At 68.2% G+C, this 18,579-nt stretch carries 14 protein-coding genes, 2 tRNA genes and 1 pseudogene; 4 read left to right on the top strand and 13 right to left on the bottom strand.

Going from position 1 to position 18,579, the window contains the following annotated elements; translation table 11 throughout:
- Positions 1-124 precede the first annotated feature (124 nt).
- Positions 125-913 (top strand): ATP-binding cassette domain-containing protein, encoded by a 789-nt coding sequence (locus tag ESP51_RS03335; RefSeq protein ID WP_241842962.1) that lies wholly within the window; start codon positions 125-127, stop codon positions 911-913.
- Positions 910-2,154 (top strand): sugar ABC transporter permease, encoded by a 1,245-nt coding sequence (locus tag ESP51_RS03330; protein ID WP_129519474.1) that lies wholly within the window; start codon positions 910-912, stop codon positions 2,152-2,154. Before ESP51_RS03335 ends, ESP51_RS03330 begins: the two co-directional genes overlap by 4 nt.
- A gap of 221 nt (positions 2,155-2,375) precedes the next feature.
- Here the strand turns inward: ESP51_RS03330 and ESP51_RS03325 are convergent, their stop codons facing one another.
- The 11 genes from ESP51_RS03325 to ESP51_RS03280 form a co-directional block, all read right to left on the bottom strand.
- Complete coding sequence (locus ESP51_RS03325; RefSeq protein WP_479683764.1) at positions 2,376-4,775, bottom strand: ATP-dependent DNA helicase; 2,400 nt, start codon at positions 4,773-4,775, stop codon at positions 2,376-2,378.
- On the bottom strand, positions 4,724-5,629 hold the full coding sequence (gene mobF, locus ESP51_RS21285; protein WP_479683763.1) for a MobF family relaxase: 906 nt from the start codon (positions 5,627-5,629) through the stop codon (positions 4,724-4,726). The genes ESP51_RS03325 and mobF overlap by 52 nt, the downstream gene beginning before the upstream one ends.
- A gap of 312 nt (positions 5,630-5,941) precedes the next feature.
- Positions 5,942-7,129, bottom strand: coding sequence for a tyrosine-type recombinase/integrase (locus ESP51_RS03320; protein WP_129519473.1), 1,188 nt, complete (start codon positions 7,127-7,129; stop codon positions 5,942-5,944).
- Between the two features lie 6 nt (positions 7,130-7,135).
- Positions 7,136-7,366, bottom strand: coding sequence for a helix-turn-helix transcriptional regulator (locus ESP51_RS03315; protein ID WP_129519472.1), 231 nt, complete (start codon positions 7,364-7,366; stop codon positions 7,136-7,138).
- 170 nt (positions 7,367-7,536) lie between these two features.
- Positions 7,537-7,610 (bottom strand) — tRNA-Met (locus ESP51_RS03310).
- 34 nt (positions 7,611-7,644) lie between these two features.
- Positions 7,645-7,716: transfer RNA gene (locus ESP51_RS03305), tRNA-Thr, on the bottom strand.
- 63 nt (positions 7,717-7,779) lie between these two features.
- Complete coding sequence (locus tag ESP51_RS03300; RefSeq protein ID WP_129519471.1) at positions 7,780-8,127, bottom strand: DUF4190 domain-containing protein; 348 nt, start codon at positions 8,125-8,127, stop codon at positions 7,780-7,782.
- Between the two features lie 62 nt (positions 8,128-8,189).
- Positions 8,190-10,052 carry an alpha-amylase family glycosyl hydrolase gene (locus ESP51_RS03295; RefSeq protein ID WP_129519470.1) on the bottom strand — a complete coding sequence of 621 codons (1,863 nt, stop codon included), beginning with the start codon at positions 10,050-10,052 and terminating at the stop codon, positions 8,190-8,192.
- A 70-nt stretch (positions 10,053-10,122) separates the two neighbouring features.
- On the bottom strand, positions 10,123-11,109 hold the full coding sequence (locus tag ESP51_RS03290) for a sugar ABC transporter permease (protein ID WP_129519469.1): 987 nt from the start codon (positions 11,107-11,109) through the stop codon (positions 10,123-10,125).
- Positions 11,109-12,728 carry an ABC transporter permease subunit gene (locus ESP51_RS03285; RefSeq protein WP_129519468.1) on the bottom strand — a complete coding sequence of 540 codons (1,620 nt, stop codon included), beginning with the start codon at positions 12,726-12,728 and terminating at the stop codon, positions 11,109-11,111. The genes ESP51_RS03290 and ESP51_RS03285 overlap by 1 nt, the downstream gene beginning before the upstream one ends.
- Before the next feature lie 82 nt (positions 12,729-12,810).
- Positions 12,811-14,037, bottom strand: a complete 1,227-nt coding sequence (locus tag ESP51_RS03280; protein WP_129519467.1) for a sugar ABC transporter substrate-binding protein — start codon at positions 14,035-14,037, stop codon at positions 12,811-12,813.
- A gap of 275 nt (positions 14,038-14,312) precedes the next feature.
- Here ESP51_RS03280 and ESP51_RS03275 point away from each other — a divergent pair, with 275 nt between their 5' ends.
- Complete coding sequence (locus tag ESP51_RS03275) at positions 14,313-15,995, top strand: glycoside hydrolase family 13 protein (RefSeq protein WP_129519466.1); 1,683 nt, start codon at positions 14,313-14,315, stop codon at positions 15,993-15,995.
- A gap of 186 nt (positions 15,996-16,181) precedes the next feature.
- Here ESP51_RS03275 and ESP51_RS03270 read toward each other — a convergent pair whose 3' ends face one another.
- On the bottom strand, positions 16,182-17,093 hold the full coding sequence (locus tag ESP51_RS03270; RefSeq protein ID WP_164990382.1) for a DUF559 domain-containing protein: 912 nt from the start codon (positions 17,091-17,093) through the stop codon (positions 16,182-16,184).
- Positions 17,094-17,375: 282 nt separating this feature from the next.
- Positions 17,376-18,047 carry a M23 family metallopeptidase gene (locus ESP51_RS20505; protein ID WP_164990381.1) on the bottom strand — a complete coding sequence of 224 codons (672 nt, stop codon included), beginning with the start codon at positions 18,045-18,047 and terminating at the stop codon, positions 17,376-17,378.
- Positions 18,048-18,207: 160 nt separating this feature from the next.
- On the opposite strand from ESP51_RS20505, the pseudogene ESP51_RS20500 reads away from it, so the two are divergent.
- Positions 18,208-18,579: pseudogene (locus ESP51_RS20500) on the top strand (hypothetical protein); the annotation flags it as partial.

The following is an 18,579-nucleotide window of genomic DNA, read 5'->3' as shown; positions in this document are numbered from 1 at the left end:
CCGCCACCACAACCGAGCCACCGCACTGCACCGACGAAGAGGTCACACCGTGAACGCAACCACCGCAACCGACACCGCGGCCGCGCCGGATGGCGCGCGCCCCAATCTCCACACCGTCCTCTCCCTGCGGGGGATCTCGAAGAGCTTCGGAGCCGTGGCTGCCCTCACTGACATCGACCTCGACGTCTCCTCGAGCGAGGTCGTCGCGATCGTCGGCGACAACGGCGCGGGAAAGTCGACCCTCGTCAAGGTGCTCTCGGGCGTGCACGCACCCGACTCGGGCACGATCGACTTCGGCGGGGAGCGGGTGACCCTCCCGACGCCGATGGCCGCACTCGAGCGGGGCATCGCCACCGTGTTCCAAGATCTCGCCCTCTGCGACAACCTCGACGTCGTGCAGAACCTCTTCCTCGGCCGCGAGCGCCGCCCGTTCCAGCTCGACGAAGTCGGCATGGAGGTGCGCGCCTGGGAACTGCTCCGACAGCTCTCGGCAAAGATCCCCTCGGTGCGGATCCCGATCGCGTCGCTGTCGGGCGGCCAGCGCCAGACCGTCGCGATCGCTCGTTCGCTCCTCGGCGATCCGAAGCTCATCATCCTCGATGAGCCCACCGCGGCGCTCGGCGTCGCGCAGACCGCGGAGGTGCTGAACCTCGTCGAGCGTCTGCGGGAACGCGGCCACGGGGTCATCCTGATCAGCCACAACATGGAAGACGTGAAGGCCGTCGCCGACCGCGTGGTCGTACTGCGACTCGGCCGCAACAACGGCGAGTTCCGAGTCGGCGACGTCACGACCGAGGAGATCATCTCCGCCATCACCGGCGCAACCGACAACGCCGTCAGCAGACGCCGCTCCCGCGGCGACACGGCATCCCCGACCACGCACACCATCACCACCGAGGACGCGGAACGATGACCACAACAATCCCCCCGATCCCCACCGATCTCCAAGACGAGCGGCTCCGTGCCGACACCGGCATGGGTGGAGCCATCCGTGCCGGCATCGACCGCATCCGCGGCGGCGACCTCGGGTTCCTGCCCGTCATCGCCGGCCTCGCGATCATCTGGACCATCTTCCAGATCCTGAACCCGTACTTCCTCTCGAGCGGCAACCTCACGAACCTGCTCATGGAATCCGCCCCTGTCGGCGTCATCGCGCTCGGAATCGTGTTCGTGCTTCTCGTCGGCGAGATCGACCTGTCGGTGGGATCCGTGAGCGGCCTCGCCGCCGCGATCATGGCGATCAACTTCATCGACAACCGCTGGCCCCTGCCGCTCGCGATCGCGGCGGCGGTCGGCGTCGCGGTCCTGATTGGCTTCGCCTACGGCTTCATCTACAACCGGATCGGCGTCCCCTCGTTCGTCATCACGCTCTCGGGGCTTCTCGGCTTCCTCGGACTCCAACTGTTCGTGCTCGGTCCGAAGGGCACGATCAATTTGCCGTTCGATTCGCCCCTCGTCCACTTCGGTCAGCTCGCCTTCGTACCGCAATGGCTCGCGTACGCACTCGTTGCGCTCGCCGCGGCGGCGGTGCTCGTCGGCGGCTTGCTTCGCGCCCGCATCCGCCGCAACGCGGGACTCTCGGCGCCCGCCCTCAGCCTCACCCTCATCCGCGCCGGGCTGCTCGCGGCACTGCTCACCTTCGCAGTCTGGTACCTCTACCAGGCGCGTGGGGTCGGCTGGATGGTCGTCTTCTTCGTCGCACTCGTGCTGCTCGCGAACTACGCCCTGACCCGCACGAGCTGGGGCCGTTCGCTCTTCGCGGTCGGCGGCAACCGCGAGGCGGCGCGACGCTCCGGCATCCGCATCACCGCGGTCTACACGACCGCCTTCATCGCCTGCACCACCCTCGCAGCCGTCGGCGGGCTGCTCGCGGCCGGGCGCCTCGCATCGGCCGCGCAGTCGAGCGGCGGCGGTGACGTGAATCTCAACGCGATCGCCGCCGCCGTGATCGGCGGCACGAGCCTGTTCGGCGGGCGCGGCTCGGCCTTCGCGGCGTTGCTCGGCATTCTGGTCATCCAGTCGATCTCGAGCGGCCTGACGTTGCTCAACCTCGACTCGTCGATCCGTTATATGGTCACCGGCGCCGTCGTGCTCATCGCGGTCTCGCTCGATGCGGTCGCCCGTCGCTCCCGCAGTTCGCACGGCCGGGCCTGACCCGGAGATCGGAGGCCGCGTCGCGACGTCGGGCAGCTTGCCGCAATCCTGGGCTCCGATCGGGCCGCTGTCCCCGAAGGTGAAGGCGACGGGGCGGCCGCGGGTGGATCGGCGCATGGTGGGGTTCACCGGTGCGACTATCGCCGCCGGCTTCTTCGGGCCACTTTAAGTACCATCGCAACGAGCGACGGGGCGAAAGAGAGATTGCCTTAGGAGAAGGGCTAGAACTCACGACGGACAGGCGGAACCCACGCCGTGACAATTGAACCTGGCGCGGCAGATGCGGCGCCCCGGTCTGACAGCTGTCGACTGGCCACCAGCGCGGCGTTGGCGCAGGCGGCATCCAGCTTCTGCGCTGTTGCCTCCGGTGCGGGTCCGAGCGCCAACGTGCCGACGACGCGGTACCGGTCGCGGTACGCCGCGACCGTGCGCGCGTGACGACGCCACGCAGCCGCGGCAGCTGTGTCTGCGTTCGGCGGCTGGCCGAGAGCCCGAGTCCACGCCTCCCCCGCGACCAATGACTGGTCCAGGATGGCTCGGGCACGTGACTCGATGAGCTTGGCGCGTTCGTGCAGGGCGCGCCGCATCTCGGCATCCATCGGGCCGACTGCCTGTGGGATGAGACCGGCGATCAGACGAGGTCTCCGCCGCGCCCGGCCGGCAACGGCGTGCGCGCCGGCACCCTGTGCGACGGCGGCTGCCAGTCTCGCGTGGAGTACTGCCGCGACATCCGCCGCGTCCTCGAACCCACGCACGCGAACCACGCTCGCGAGCAGTTGCTCGACTTCGAAGTGATGCGACTCGGCCCGCCGCAGTTCCGCCGTCAACGGCCCGAAGGCATCCGACTCGATCGCCGCATCCGCCTGCCCGGGCGTGAGCCCGGACGCACGTATCACCGCTACCCATCGGTCGTGCTGCGCGGCGGCCGCGATAGTCTCGTACTCGGCCGCGAGTTGGACGATCGAGCCCCACGCGTCCTGCTCCGCCGTCAGCGTCTCGTGCGCAGAGAGCTCGGCGCCTTCATGCTGCAGGACACCGAACAGGATGCTCCGTGCGGTCGTCTCCCCGTCATCACCGGGTCGCGGGCCGACGTGCGCGACATCCGGGCGATCGATGGCGACGTAGGCGGTGTTCGATTCCCGGCCACGGGTCATCGCAACGTAGAAGTTCTCCCTGGTCATCCCGGGGGCAGCGACGACGTGCGCCGTGTCGGTCGTGATGCCCTGAGCACGGTAGGACGTGACTGCGTATCCGAGCTCGACGTGCTGCCGAACGTACGCGGCGGGCAGGACCACCGTGCTCCCCCATCGATGCTCGGGCCGCCGTACTTCGAGCAACCCGTTGCGATGCACCGCGACGACCGTCCACCGGTCGCCGTTGCGCACCCACCGCCGCCCCGCGCGCAGCCCGCGGTCGTTGCGCCTGGTGATGATCGCGTCGCCGACTGCGACTCGGGTGCCGTCGTGCAGGTCAAGCTCGAGGAGCGCATCGATGCGGCCATCGAGGATGAGTTCGGTACGAGCACGCTGGTTCAGCGCGGCGACCGCGTCGTTCGAGTCACTGATCAGCACCGTCGCCCGACCAGCCCGGACATCTGCCCGCCAGGCCAAGTACGCGGCATCCGCCATCGCATCGGTGTCGCCCTCGCGCACCCGGCCGTGCGCGAGGTACCGGTCGACCGATTCAGGATCACCGCGACGCAGACCGAGTGATGCCGCCTTCTCCCACTCGTTCACGAAGCGGTGCACGTCGACAAGTTCCGGCGCGTCGTGCCGGTCGTTGACAAGCAGGGCGAACGCACCGCCTGCGTCGACCGACTGTAGTTGAGCCGGGTCACCGACGAGCAGCACCTTCGCTCCCGCCTGTGCGGCGAGTGTGGCGACGCGGTCGAGTGGAAGGGTGCCGGCAAGCGACGCCTCGTCGACGATCACGAGCTGCCCGGTCCGGAAGGTCTCGCCGTCTGTCTGATGGTCATGCCACCATTTCGCGAGGTTCTCGGTCGCGATGCCAAGATCCTCGGCGAGGACATGCGCGGCGGCGGCAGACGGCGCGAGGCCGATCACGGATGCTCCACCATGAACCTGTTCCCAGGCGTGGCGGAGGGCCTTCATCGCGGTCGTCTTGCCCGCACCGGCTGGGCCGACGAGCACGTCGACGACACGGCCAGAGCCGGCAATCCTCGCGAGTGCCTGGAGTTGGTCGTCGGCGAGCACTCCCCCGCCTGGCAGTCGCTTCCGTGCGACCTCCCGCAACGCCGTCGGCGCCAGGCGTGCGCCCGACTCGTCAGCGGCCAGGTCCAGCAACCGGGACTCAGCGTCGAGCAGCGCTGTCGAGGTGAACACGGTGGAGTGCTTCGGGCGGAACACCGAGGTTCCGTCCTCCCGTCGGAAGGCTGCCGGGCTCGACGCAAGCTCCGGCGGCGTGAGTCGCAACGACCTCCGTTCGGCGGCATCAGTGACGAGCCCAATGATTGCTTCGCGGTCAGATGCCGTGCCGAATCGGTAACCCATGGTCTGGCGGGCCGCTTCAGCGGCGAGGTTCCAGTGCCGCCAGGTCGCGCGCTTCTCGCTCACCGCCGCCGTGACCCTCGCGCCGAGTGCGGCGATCTGGACGAGAGGCACATCATCCGCTCGCAGCACCCGCTGTGCAGGGTTCGCGGTTGCAGGGTGCGCCCAGCTTGAGGCATCCGCACCGAGCACTTTCGCCGCGCGATCGCGAGCACGGCCTGCACCTTGTTGCTGATCACGACGTGCGTGTGCAGATGCGGATCGCCCGCCCGACTATCGAAATGATCGAACGCCGCCGCAACCACGCCAGTGACATCGATCTGCGCAACGGCCCCATCGCGAGATGTTGCACCGGTGCGTGTGGCCGCAACCTCCCGCTCCAGAAACGCCAGCGCCTGCGCAACCGCAGCCTGGTGCGCACGCACAATTCGCTCCTGCGTCGTAGCATCCGCAATCCCCCACAGGACACTCGCCGACTTCGGAATCGAGAACGTGAAATCGTACCCGGCAACCGCACGACGCCGCCGGTCGCAGTGCTCGTAGGTCGGATATGCGCGTCCGAGTGGCTTCCCGGTGGCCGGATCCCTGCCCATCCCGATGAGCAACTGCAACTGCGATTCAGTGACCTCGTCACTCTCCGCAATGACGCCGGCACCGATGCTGGGAAGTCCGCTACCCATCCAGCGCCCTGGTGGCGTGCCCTTCGCACCGTAGTAACGAGTCAACGGCGTCGACATCGACCTCTCCCCATCGTTGACTACGACCGTGCGCAACAGGTACCGGAACCCGTCGCCAGCACTCATCACCCGCATCGACACCGTCACCGCGCCACCCCCGTCATCGCCGAGAAGGTGCGCACCCTCGATCTGCAAGAGGCGTGGCGTTCTTCCGTGGCTGAGAAGTTGCAGGCTGGCCGCTTCTCTCAACGACAGATGCGCACGTTTTTGCTCGTGGGAGCGGTTGAGCACCTACTTGACATGAGCGTGATTGCTAAGCGCCGACGCGAGAGAATCAGGGGTTTTCTGCTTGGCGCGGCAATCGCCGGCACGACAAATCGACACCGCGCGAGTTCATTCGACAGCGGGAAACCCCAGATCACACGGTGCGGCCGATTCGGCACCACCGTGTCGTGCGTGACGCGCGCCTCAGTCGCCCCAGGTCGCACTGGACGCCCGAACTCGCCAGCCTGCGATCAGGACCGCCTCTCGACGAGGCCAGACAGGCGGTCGAACGTTGTCCAAGCGAATCGTGACTCGCGGGTCGAGCTGAGCCCACCATGTTCATGATCGTGGCGCCAGGCGCTGCAGCACTGTTGCCGTTATTGGGTTGACCGAGCGATCGGGCTCCGCATAGTGCTCCTTTGTCGTCGACGTCGAGGTGTGCCCGAGCACGTCGGCGGCCGTCTCGATGCCAACTTCATTCGCGAGCAGCGTGGCTCCCGTGCGACGGAATGCGTGGGGAGTGATCTCCATGCCCTCGAGGCCTGCGTCTTTCAGGATGTCGCGGAACGTGCGTCTGGCGTTGTGCGGTGCGAGCGGCGTGCCCTTCTTGGTGAAGAAGAGCAGGTGCTCTCCATCCTCGCCGGCGATCAATGCCAGCCTTCGGCGAATGACCTCCGCTGCGAATGCCGGAATGGCAACGAGCCGGTTCGACTCATCGGTCTTGGGGTGCGACTGACGAAGCACGCCGGCGCCCTTGCGCACGACGATCGTCCCGCTGACGTGAACTCGGGGCGGATCCGCCGTCATGTCCACGTCGCATTTCCTCAACGCGAGCGTCTCGCCGATGCGTGTTGCAGTACCGAGCATCACTTCGATGAGATCCCTCACCTGTCCGTCTGGTCTCGGGCCCTTCACATCGTCGCCCGTCCGCCACTCGCGAGCCGCCGTACGAATCGCGGTGATCTGCTCCGGCGTGATGGCCTTCGGGGTGTGCTTCGGCTTCTTCAGTCGCGACGTCTCCTTGACGGGGTTACGCGGGATGACCTCTCGCCGCACCGCGAGGGCCATGACCATGCTCAGGATGGTGCGCGAGTGCTTCGCGCGCGCGTACGACTGCGCACGTTGTGCCCTCAGATACCGCTCGACACGGCCGACAGTCACCTCGCGAACAGTGAAATGCTCGAAGAACGGCAGTACAAGGCTCCGCAGCTCACGCTCGTACACCTCTTTGGTGCCATCGGACCGATCCACGTCCAGCTGCAAGTCTTCGAGCCAGGCCTCCGCGAGAACCGAGAACGGTGAGTCCGCCCGGAGCGAATCACCAGCATCACCGACGCGCATGCGCCCGGCAAGCTCGACCTTGAGCGCAGTCTTCGCAACACTCCGGCTCGAACCGCTCGCGGTGACCTGCCGCGTTCGACCGTCCCAGTCGCGGAAGCGCGTGTAGGCACGGAACCGTCCCTGGCCAACTTGATTCGCCTTGATCTCGCCGAAGGTGCCGATCGGCAGGCGCGGTCGGCCGGCCATCAGCGGTCACCCCGCACGATTCGCGGGGCTGGGTTCCGGCTCGTGGAGTCGGTCCATCCAGCTGTGGACATCGGAGACCCGGTAACGGATCTCGCGTCCGACATGGATGCCGGCAGGCCCCCGGCCGGCGGCGCGCAGGTCGTAGATCGCCTGCACGTGCACGCCGAGATACTCGGCGAGCTCGCTCGTCGTGAGAATCGGCTCCAGGCCGAGTCCTGAGAGGCGTTCGATGTCCATACCCGTAGGTGTGCCAGATCACCCCAAGCGACCCGGGACGGGCCGAACACCTTCTCCACAGAAGCCCGCCGAACGCGGTCGCTGACGGATAAACGTTGAATAATCGTTGAACTCATCGAGTCCTGTCCTTCTATCTAGGACAAGAAACCCTGGTCAACCGAAGTTCGAAGTAGCGAGGGCGGGACTCGAACCCGCGACACCACGATTATGAGCCGTGTGCTCTAACCACCTGAGCTACCCCGCCGGGCAGGTTTCACGGCGCGAGCCGAGAGAACCAGAGCCCCGAGTCAGGATTGAACTGACGACCCCTTCCTTACCATGGAAGTGCTCTACCACTGAGCTATCGGGGCGCGCTGCCGCAACCGGCAACCGTACGAGGATATCACTTCGCGGGTACTCCTCCGAACCGGCGGTCACACGGTGCTGGTGGCGCCAGCGGCGACCGCGATGCCGATGAAGAACGTCACGAACACGGCGATTCCGGCCAGGGTGAGCGCCGTGAACACGTATCCGAGGACCAGCCCGGTGAGCGCCGCTGCGCCGCCCTGTTCACCGGTGCGACGGATCTGCGCTCGCGCGATGTGTCCGCAGATGATCGCCGGGATCGAGGTGAGCACGCTGAAGAACACGAAGCCCAACGCGAGGCCGAGACTCACCCATGCGAGCACGTTCTGCGGAGGGCTTGCCGGCGCACCTCCGTACGGCACGGGGAGTGCGGCCGCCGGTGCGGCGGGAGGAACGATCGAGGTGGGGGTGTCCATGGGGCTCCAGCGGCAGGTGGGTTCGGTCGCGCCATGCTATCGGGCCGGGCCACCATCCCGGGTCACCAGGTAGGCGCGCTCACCCCCGGCAGTCGCCACGCGGTGAAACTCGCACCGTCGGCACCGAGGTGCACGTGACCATCGGATGCCTCGAGCCGGGCATCGCCGAACAGCGGCGCCGCGGCATCCGTCGTCACCTCGACCGTCTCTGCCGCGAGCTCGAGCGTCGCAGCACCCCGCGCGGCGAATACCAGCAACCGCTCGTCGGCCGATTCGCGCACGAACGCCACGGCGTCGTCGCCGACCGCGAGCCAGCGGATGCCGCCGGTCGCGAGCACGGGGTGGTCGCGGCGCAGGCGCAAGAGCGACCGGTACGTCTCGAGCACCGGCGCGACCTCGGGCGTTGCCTCGCTCCCCCACGGGATCGGCGTACGCGATTCCTCGCCGTCGACGCCGGTGAGCCCGAACTCGTCGCCGGCCCATACGACCGGGATGCCCGGCAGTGTCACCGCGAGTCCGAGTGCGACGGGCACGGTGCCCGGCCGAGCCGAGGTGCGGAAGCGCGGCGTGTCGTGGGTGTCGAGCGCGTTCATGGTCGCAAGCCGCGTGCGCCACGGGAACCCGGCGCTGAACCGAATGTGCGCCTCGAGGAAGTCGCTGCCGGTGTACGACGGCACCGCGGCGTTGGCGAACCCGATGCCGCCGCCGCCCGCACTGCCCGGCTCGAGCAGCCAGCTCCAGAGCGGCCGCGTAAACGGCGTGTACGTCATCGCCCCGTGCCACGCATCGCCCTGGAAGTCGCTCGCCGCATCGTTCGTCGACTCGCCGAGCAGGATCGTGTCGGGGTTCACGTCGAGCATCGTGCGGCGGATCGTCTGGCGCACCTCGGCGTTCAGGTCTTCAGCGCCGAGCCGGCCGGTCATATTCGCGACGTCGATGCGCCAGCCGTCGAGGCTGAACGGCGGGGCGAGGTAGCGCGCGACGACCGAATCGCGGCCCTCGATGAACCGGCGCCGCAGCTCGGTCGAGCTCCAGTCGAACTTCGGCAGGCTCGGCACGCCGAGCCACGACTCGTAGCCGCCGCCGTCTGCCTCATCGCGGAAGTAATAGAAGGAACGCTCGGGCGACGCCGGGTCGGCCTGCGCCTCCTTGAACCACTCGTGCGCGTCGCCCGAATGATTGCTCGTGAGGTCGCCGATGACACGGATGCCGCGGCGGTGCGCCTCCTCGACGAGCCGCACGAGCGCGTCGTCGCCGCCGAGCAGCGGGTCGACCTCGCCGAACGTCGACGCGTCGTAGCGATGGTTCGATCGCGCGGGAAACACGGGCGTGAGGTAGAGCAGGTTCACGCCGAGCTGCTCGAGGTGATCGAGGTGCTCGCGCACGCCATCGAGGTCGCCGCCGTAGAACTGCTGCGAGCGGCCGGGCGGGTCGCCGTCGACGGGGTCGCTCCACTCCGCCGGGATCGCCCACTCGGGCAGCTCACGCGCCTCTGCGCGATCCGACCTCGCGAACCGGTCGGGGAACACCTGGTACAGCACGCTCGACGCCGCCCACTCGGGCGGCGGCTCGTGCGCGACGAGGCGGAAGTCGTCGTGGTCGCGCGTCTCGGTCGTGAAGAGCCCGACCTGGTTCAGCCAGTACTGCCGGCCGTCGGCGCCGACGAGCAGCCACCGGTAGCCGTGCACGGGATTCGCGACTTCGATGGCCGCCTCCCACCACTGCCAGCCATCGGCAGACCCGACGACGGATGCCTCGGAGAACTGCGGCTCGCGGTTCGGGTTCGATCGCGTGCCGACCCACGTGAGCGGCCCGAACGAGGCCGGCACGCGCAGTCGCACGCGAACGACCTCGCCGAGCGCGGGCGTCTGCGTCGAGACGTGCAGTGGGGATCCGTCGTGGTGCGGCGTCAGTCGCGAAGGCATTCCCCCACCTTTCCACGCGCAGGTTTCGGGCAGGAGAACCGGGGGTGCCGCGGCATCCGCTTCGCGTCGCCTACTTGACGGCACCGGCCGTGAGGCCGCCGACGATGTACTTCTGCAGGAAGAGGAACAGCGCGACCACGGGCAGCGCGGCGATGACCGCGCCGGCCGAGAAGGCGCTCCAGTCGGCGTAGCGCGGGTTCGAGACGAGCTTCGTGAGGCCCACGGCGAGCGTCTGCTGCTCGGTATCGATCAGGAGCACGGATGCCACGACGAACTCGTTCACCGACGCGATGAACGACAGCAGGGCCACGACCGCGAGGATCGGCGCGACGAGCCGCAGGATGATCGTGAAGAAGATGCGGGCATGGCCGGCTCCGTCGATCTTCGCGGCCTCGTCGATCGACGCGGGCACGGTGTTGAAGAAGCCGTACATGAGATAGGTGTTCACGCCGAGCGCACCGCCGAGGTAGACCATGATCAGGCCGACGTGCGTGTTGAGGCCGATCGCCGGGAACCAGTCGCCGATCGCGCTCATGAGCAGGAAGATCGCGACCACGGCGAGCAGCTGCGGGAACATCTGCACGACGACGATCGAGATGAGGCCGAAGCGCCGCCCCGTGAACCGCATGCGCGAGAAGGAATACGCCGCGAGCGCCCCGAGGAACACCGTGGCCACGGCCGTGATGCCCGAGATGAGGAGGGTGTTGCCGAACCACGTCGTGAACGGCACTTGCGGGTCGGAGAGGATTCGCACGTAGCTGTCGAGGCCGATCTTCGAGAACAGGGCGTTCGATCCGGTGAGCGTGCCGCGCGGGTTGAGCGACGACGAGATCACGAAGATGATCGGGAACAGCGAGAAGGCCACCATCACGACGCCCACGACGTGGCGCCAGCCGGTCGCCGCGAACCAGCGGCCGAAGTTGAACGGCCGCCGGGGCTGGATGCGGCGGGGAGCGCCGAGGGCGGTACTCGCCCGGGTCGAGGCATCCGCGAACTCGTCGATCTCACCGGCGACGAGGCCGATCGGCGTTCCGGAAACGGGCTGCTGCGCGGCCATCAGTTCAGCTCCTCGAGCGACTTGGTGCGACGGAAGGCGATGACCGAGATCACCGCGACGACGATGAAGATGATGATCGAGTACGCACTCGCGAGACCGTAGTCACGCGACTGGCCGGTGAAGGCCACTTTGTAGACCATCGAGATCAGGATGTCGGTGAAGCCGACCGGGATCGGCGCGCTCGAGTCCCGTGGCCCGCCGTCGGTGAGCATGTAGATCACGTTGAAGTTGTTGAAGTTGAACGCGAACGACGCGATGAGCAGCGGCGCGACACTCACGAGCAGGAGGGGCAGCTTGATGAGCCGGAACACCGCCCACGGCCTTGCACCGTCGACCGTCGCGGCCTCCTGCAGCTCTTCGGGAATCGACTGCAGCGCTCCCGTGCACACGAGGAACATGTAGGGGAAGCCCAGCCAGAGGTTGACGACGAGCACCGAGATCTTCGCGACGACCGGATCGGTGAGCCAGGGAACGGATGCCCCGCCGAGCAGCACCTGGTTGATGAATCCGAAGCTCTCATTCATCATGCCCGCCCACACGAGCGCCGACAGGAACGACGGCACCGCATACGGGAGGATCATCAGGACGCGGTAGTACTTGCGACCTCGCATGCGGAGGTCGTTGAAGACGATCGCGAGGAAGAGTCCGAGGAAGAACGTCGACGCGACCGAGATGAGCGCGAACGCGAAGGTCCAGAGCGTGACGTAGAGGAGCGGGCCCGCGAGTCGCTCGTCGGTGACGGCACGCACGAAGTTGTCGAAGCCGACCACGATCTGCCAGCCGGGCAACAGCTGCTCACCGTCGTCGGAGGTGAAGGCGCCGGTGCCGAGGTCGGAGTAGACGGTGCCGGTGCTGAGGTCGGTCATCGTGCCGGCGGCGGCGTCGTACTCGAGGTTCGAGAGGTAGAGGTATCCGCTGGATCCATCGGGCGTGCGGATGGCGCCGTCGTTCGGGTCGTCGGAGAAGGGCACCGCGAGCTCGGTGATCTCATCGGTGCGGGCGATGACGTCGGCGAAGTTCAGCGTGGTCCAGCCGTCGACGGCGACAGCCTTGCCGCCCTCCATCTCGGCGTCGACCTCGGTGAGCGGCGAGTCGGTCGTGCCGACGCTCGCCTCGCCGTCGGGATCGGTCACGAGCAGGCCGAGCTCGCCGAGCTGGTCGACGACGGTGACCTCGTAGGTCGGCGAGTCGGGCACGCGCTCGAGCGCCGAGCTCATGAGCGACGAGACCGCCTGCTCCTTCGAGCCGTTGTGTCCCGTGCCGTAGTTGGTGAAGGCGATGTAGCCCGTGTAGACGAGCACGAACACCTGGAAGACGACGAGGAAGATGACGCCCGGGGTGAGGTACTTCGCGGGCAGCTTCGTGCGCGAGAAGTAGATCCAGTTCACAATGGCCGTGACGACGCCGACGATGGCGGCCACGAGCCACTGCTCGCTCGAGATGAGGATGAAGATCGCATAGACGGCGATCGCGTCGACGATGCCGAGGAGCAGCACCTTGACGAGGAGCATCTTCACCCCACCGGATGCCGCTTCGGCGATGCCTGCCGCCTGGCGCTGCCGCTTCGTCGGCTTCTTCGGGGTCTCCGAGGTGACCTCGTCGTCGATCGTGGTGCTCATCCTGCTCGCTCTTCCTGTCGAACGTGAGTGCTCCGGGCCGGACGCCGTGGTGCGACATCCGGCCCGGAGCGGCTCGTCGTTGTTAGCCGATCGCAGCCTGCACGTCGGCCGTCAGCTTCTGCCACGTCGCGACGGGGTCGGCACCGTTGATGATGTCGGCCTCGGCGATGCCCCAGTACTGCCAGACCGAACCCATGGCCGGGATGGCCGGCATCGGAACGGCCTCGGCACCGACGGCGGCGAAGCCCTCGATGATCGGGTCGCTCGACGCGGTCTCAGCGGCGGCCGAGAGTGCCGGAAGCACGTTGCCCGCCTCGAAGAGCTCGAGCTGCACGTCTTCGGTGCCGAGGTAGTTGACGAGGAAGTCGTTCGCGGCGACCTTGTTCTTCGACTCGGAGGAGACGAAGAAGCCCTTCACGCCGGCGAACGGCGAGGCGACCTCGGCGGTCGGGCTCGGCACGCTGTCGATCGCGACATTGAGGCCGGCGTCGACGGCCGAACCCACGTTCCACGGGCCCGTGAGCCAGAACGCGGCGGTGCCGTCGAGGAAGGCCTGCTTGGCGATGTCACCGTCGACGTCGGTGTTGAAGACGCCCGTGCCGTTCTTGCCCTGGCTCGCGAGCCACGTGGCGAACTGCTCGCCGCCCGCGTTGCCGAGCTGGAGGTCGGCGGGGTCGTAGCCCTGGTCGTTGCTGCCGAAGACGGGAGCGCCGAACGCGGTCTGGAACGGGTAGAGGTGGTAGGGGTTGCCCTCTGCGCCCTGCTCGACGACGAACGGCTGGGTGAGGCCGGCGGCCTGGCCCTTCGCGATCATGTCGTCGAAGCTCGTGGCGGCCTCGGGAACGAGGTCGGCGTTGCGGATGACCGCGATGTTCTCGACCGCGTAGGGAAGCATGTAGACGGTGCCCTCGTATGTGGAGGCATCGATCGCGACGGGCAGGTAGTCGCCCGCCGAGTCGCCGAGCTCGATCGGTGCAACGACACCGTTCGTCGAGAGCTCGCCGAGCCAGTCGTGGGCGCCCATCGTGATGTCGGGGCCCTTGCCGGTCGGAACCTGCTGGATGAAGTCATCCTTGATGTCGGCGTTGTCCTTGCCGACGAGGTCGACCTTGACGCCGTTCTTCTCGGAATAGGCGTCGGCTGCCCCCTGCAGCGCGTCGACGCGTTCGGCGTCGACCCAGACCGTGAGCGTGCTGCTTGCGGCATCGCCTTCGGAGCCGGCGTCGCCGGCGGCGCAGCTCGCGAGACCGAGCGTCGCGACGACCGCGACGGCCCCGGCAGCGAGGAGGCTCTTCGTATTCACCCTCATTGGTGTGTGCCCTTCTCAGTGTGCATGAGTCCGGCGCCTTCGCCTGGTGACGGAGCTGTGTTCCCCGTTCCGGTTCCCGTGGAACCGTGCACCGTGCCCGAAAGGCCGTTCTTCCGTGTGGAGTACTCGCGTTATGCAAGCGATTACAGGTATACCCTGCGTCGCCGCTATTCCAAAACCACGTGGACAGCATCGATACAGCTTCGTGACCATCAGGTTACGCCGCGATGCTGCAAGCGTTTCCATGAGGTGTCGGGATGTCGTACAGTTTGCAGATGACTTCCGATTGGTGGCGCACCGCCGCGATCTACCAGATCTACCCCCGGTCGTTCGCCGACGCGAACGGCGATGGCATGGGCGACCTCGCCGGCATCACCTCGCGCCTCGACGACCTGCAGGAACTCGGCATCGACGCCATCTGGCTCTCGCCGTTCTTCACGTCCCCCCAGCGCGATGCCGGCTACGACGTCGCCGACTACTGCGACGTCGACCCTCGCTTCGGCGCGCTCGCCGATTTCGACGCGATGCTCGCCGAGGCGCATGCCCGCGGCATCCGCGTCATCATCGACCTCGTGCCGAACCACTCATCCGATGAGCACGAGTGGTTCCAGGCGGCGCTCGCCGCAGGGCCGGGCAGTGCCGAACGGGCGCGCTATCTCTTCCGCGACGGGCGCGGGCCGGCCGGCGACGAGCCACCGAACAACTGGGAGTCCGTCTTCGGCGGCCCCGCGTGGACCCGCGTCGCCGAGGCCGACGGCACTCCCGGCCAGTGGTACCTGCACCTCTTCGACAGCTCGCAGCCCGACTTCGACTGGACGAACGACGAGGTGCGCGAGGAGTTCCGCGACATCCTGCGCTTCTGGCTCGACCGCGGCGTCGACGGCTTCCGCGTCGACGTGGCGCACGGCATGATCAAGGCCGACGGCCTGCCCGACTACACCCCGCCCGCCGACGGCGGCAGCATGGGCGGCGGCGCGGCCGTGACCGCCGGCGTTCCCCTCGAGCCCGAGATCAGCTCGGAGCCCGGCGACCTCGCGCCCTATTGGGGCCAAGACGGCGTGCACGACATCTACCGCGACTGGCGCAAGCTCCTCGACGAGTACCCGGGCGAGCGCATCCTCGCCGCCGAGGCGTGGGTCGACCCGCTCCCCCGCGTGGCCAACTGGGTGCGCCCCGACGAGATGCACCAGGCCTTCAACTTCGCCTACCTCGAGACGCCGTGGGATGCCGCGGCCCTCCGTCACGTGATCGACGCCTCGCTCGACGCCTTCGGATCGGTCGGCGCGCCGAGCACGTGGGTGCTCTCGAACCACGACGTCGTGCGCCACGCGACGCGCCTCTCGGTCACCGAGGCGAACCCCCAGGGCCACGGCCTCGGATCCCGCTCGAAGGGCCTGCCCGAGTACGAGGCCGGCCTGCGCCGCGCCCGTGCCGCGACCGCCCTCATGCTCGCGCTCCCCGGCTCGGCCTACCTCTACCAGGGCGAGGAGCTCGGCCTGCCCGAGGTCATCGACCTGCCCGACGACGCCCGCGAAGATCCCACGTGGTTCCGCACGAACGGCGAGCGCTATGGGCGAGACGGATGCCGCGTGCCGATCCCCTGGGAGGCCGACGCGCCGTCCTACGGATTCGGGCCGAGCGAGGCATCCTGGCTCCCGCAGCCCGCGCAGTGGCGCGAACTCGCCCGCGATCGCCAGCGCGGCACCGACGGTTCGACACTCGAGCTCTACCGGTCGCTGCTCCGTCTTCGCCGTGAGCACGACCTCGGCTCGGGCGCAGTCGAGTGGCTGCCCGGATTCCGCGACGACGTGCTCGCGCTCCGCAACGGCGACGTCATCGCCGTGGCGAACACGGGCGCGTCGCCCGTGGAGCTGCCCAGCGGCGACGTGCTCCTCGCGAGCGAGGCGCTCACCGGCCGCACCCTGCCGGGCGACACCACGGCCTGGCTCCGCGCGTAGCTGCGGGCGTCGCGGCCGCCTGGCTCGCTCTGCAGGTCGCCGCTTCCGTCCGTAGCATCCGTCAACGGACGCCCGGTGCACGGGCGGCACCCACTCTGCAGGGGATTCCTCGTCATACCCCTTCATGCGGCAGGCATGACGAGGAATCCCCTGCATCCAGGGGCGCGGATGTAAGGCGCCAACCAGTCAGCGCGCCCAGGCATGCGCCCGAGCGCCCCAGCGGTGCTCGCCGCGCTCGATGAGCACCAGCAGGTCGCCTCGCGTCCGCTCCCAGTCGTGCACGACCATGTCGTACGTCAGCCGCACCACGAGATAGCCACGCATCACGAGCTCGAACCCGCGACGGCGATCCTCGACGAAGTCCTTCCTGTCCATGTGGAAGCCTGCGCCGTCGAGTTCGATGACGAGCCGATCTCCGATGAGCAGGTCGACGTGCCCGACGCCCGGAATGTACGCCTGCGTGCGGTGCGACAGACGCTTGCCGCTCGGGAGCATCCGCGCGATCGTCTCGAGCCCAGAGTCGCAGTGGGGGTCGGCGTGGTCGATGAGTCGTCGCTTCGACGAGGGCACGAGCGCGCGGAGCTCGGCTCGCCCGGCGCTCGAGAGCTCACGCAGGTTCAGCGCGGAGTCCACGGCGATCATCGCGGCCAGGGAGCCCGCGCACGTGAACATCTCAGCGAGGGCGCGTGGCAGTGAGTCGCGGGCCGGCAGGTCGTTCGGCCCACTCGGTCGCTCGCGGTAGTGGACGCAGACGCCGTGCGACTTCTCGAGCGGAACGGCTCGGTCGAGGGGCGATCGGAGCCGCGACGCACCACCCGCCACGCGCACGTGGAGCATGGGATCGTCGAGCGTCCAGAGCCCGTGGAGTCGAGCGACGGATGCCGCCGTCAACGTGCCCCCGACGCGCACCGCCCTCACGACCGCGGACGGAGCATCCGGTACGCCGTACCAGCCGCGGCGCACCGCGAAGACGGCGCCGTTTGCGATTCCCCGCTGGAGTACGCCACGACTCACTCCCGCCTGCTCGAGAGCGCGGCGAGGCAGCACGCCTCCATTGGCACGGATGAGTCGCGCGGGTTCCATGTCCGAGAGCGTCATCCCGTGAGTCTTGACGCGTTCGAGGCGTTGTGACCGCGCGCCGAACGCGCTGTGGAGAACGGCCCGCACCGATCGCCTGTGGAGGGCTCGTCGAACCCCGCATGGACGAGAGTCCCATCGGCTGTGAAGTACTGCAGGGGAAACGCGGTCATACCCCGCCCCAGCGCCGGGATAATCGTGAATCCCCTGCATCCGGGTGCCGCGGCCAATGAATGGCACGAGCGCGAGCAGGGTCGAGCGATCGGAGCCCGACGTGGCGTTCACGTGTGGGCGAGCGAGCCGTCAGTTCGTGTTCTCGTAGAGCCAGACGAGCGGGTCGACCTTCATGCCGTCGACGCCGCCGAGGCGGATCTCGAAGTGCAGGTGAGGACCGGTGGACATGCCGGTGTCGCCCGTGGTGCCGACGACGTCGCCGACGCCCACCTGGTCGCCGACCGCGAAGCGCATCGAGTCGTACTCCATGTGCGCGTAGACGCTCGTGACCTTCTGGCCGTCGATCTCGTGATCGATCATCATGACGACGCCGAGTGACCCGCCGCCGTTCTCGGCGACGACCACGGTGCCGTCGGCGATCGACTGGATCTCGGCACCGAGGCCCGGATTGAAGTCCTGGCCGCCGTGGTTCGTGGAACAGCCGTAGCAGTCGCGATAGCCGAAACGGTCGCCGATGTGCACGCCGACGGCGAACGGCCACTGGATCGTGCCCGCCGGGTTGTTCGTGAACGTGGCCTCAGCGCGAATGCCGGCCGCCTTGGCGTACTCCTCGATCGACTGGGCCTTGTAGCCCTCGCGGTTGACGCTCTGCGCGAGCGCGCCACCCGTGATCTCGACGTGCTGGGCATCGGGCTCGTCGGTCGCCACGCTCTCGAGGGCCATGGCCTGCACGTCGGCGGGGGTGAGCAACGAGAGCGACGGCACGGATGTCGCGACGGCGAGCAGCGCGGCGAAGCTCATCGCGACGACGCTCGCGACACGGGCGCCTCCGCGGCGCTTGCGCGGCGTGGCCGCAACCGCCGCCGTCGTGGAACGCGTCGGTCGCGTGTTGCGGATCGCCGGGATGCCAGTGTGGTTCGACCGCGGGTCTCGCGGCGCATGACCGCGCGTCGCGTGGTCGTTGGTTCGGCGCCCGGAGCCCGACGACGCAGATGACGACGACGAGCGGCGGCGCGATTCGGTCTCGACCAAGGTCGCCACGTCGCGGCGTGAAGCGCGCCCCGCGTCGATCGTCGGCATCAGTGCTGCCGACGGCAACGCGGCGGCCGACGTCGGCGAAGGCGCGGGCGAATTCCTGGCGAAGATGTCGAGCTCGTCGAAGCTGCCGGGTGACGCAGGGCCGGGCGCCTTCGCGCCGGCCGAGGTGGCGATGGTCGCGGTGACGGCGACGGATGCCGCCGCCGCGGCATTCGCGGCGACCTCGTGCACTGGGTGCGGCGTCGGCACGGCCGGCGGTGCGGGCTTCGGCACGGCAGGCGGGGCGGGCTTCGGC

This window comes from Agromyces albus (assembly GCF_004134825.1).
Lineage (GTDB): Bacteria > Actinomycetota > Actinomycetes > Actinomycetales > Microbacteriaceae > Agromyces > Agromyces albus.
This window is presented reverse-complemented; position numbering and strand designations above follow the sequence as displayed.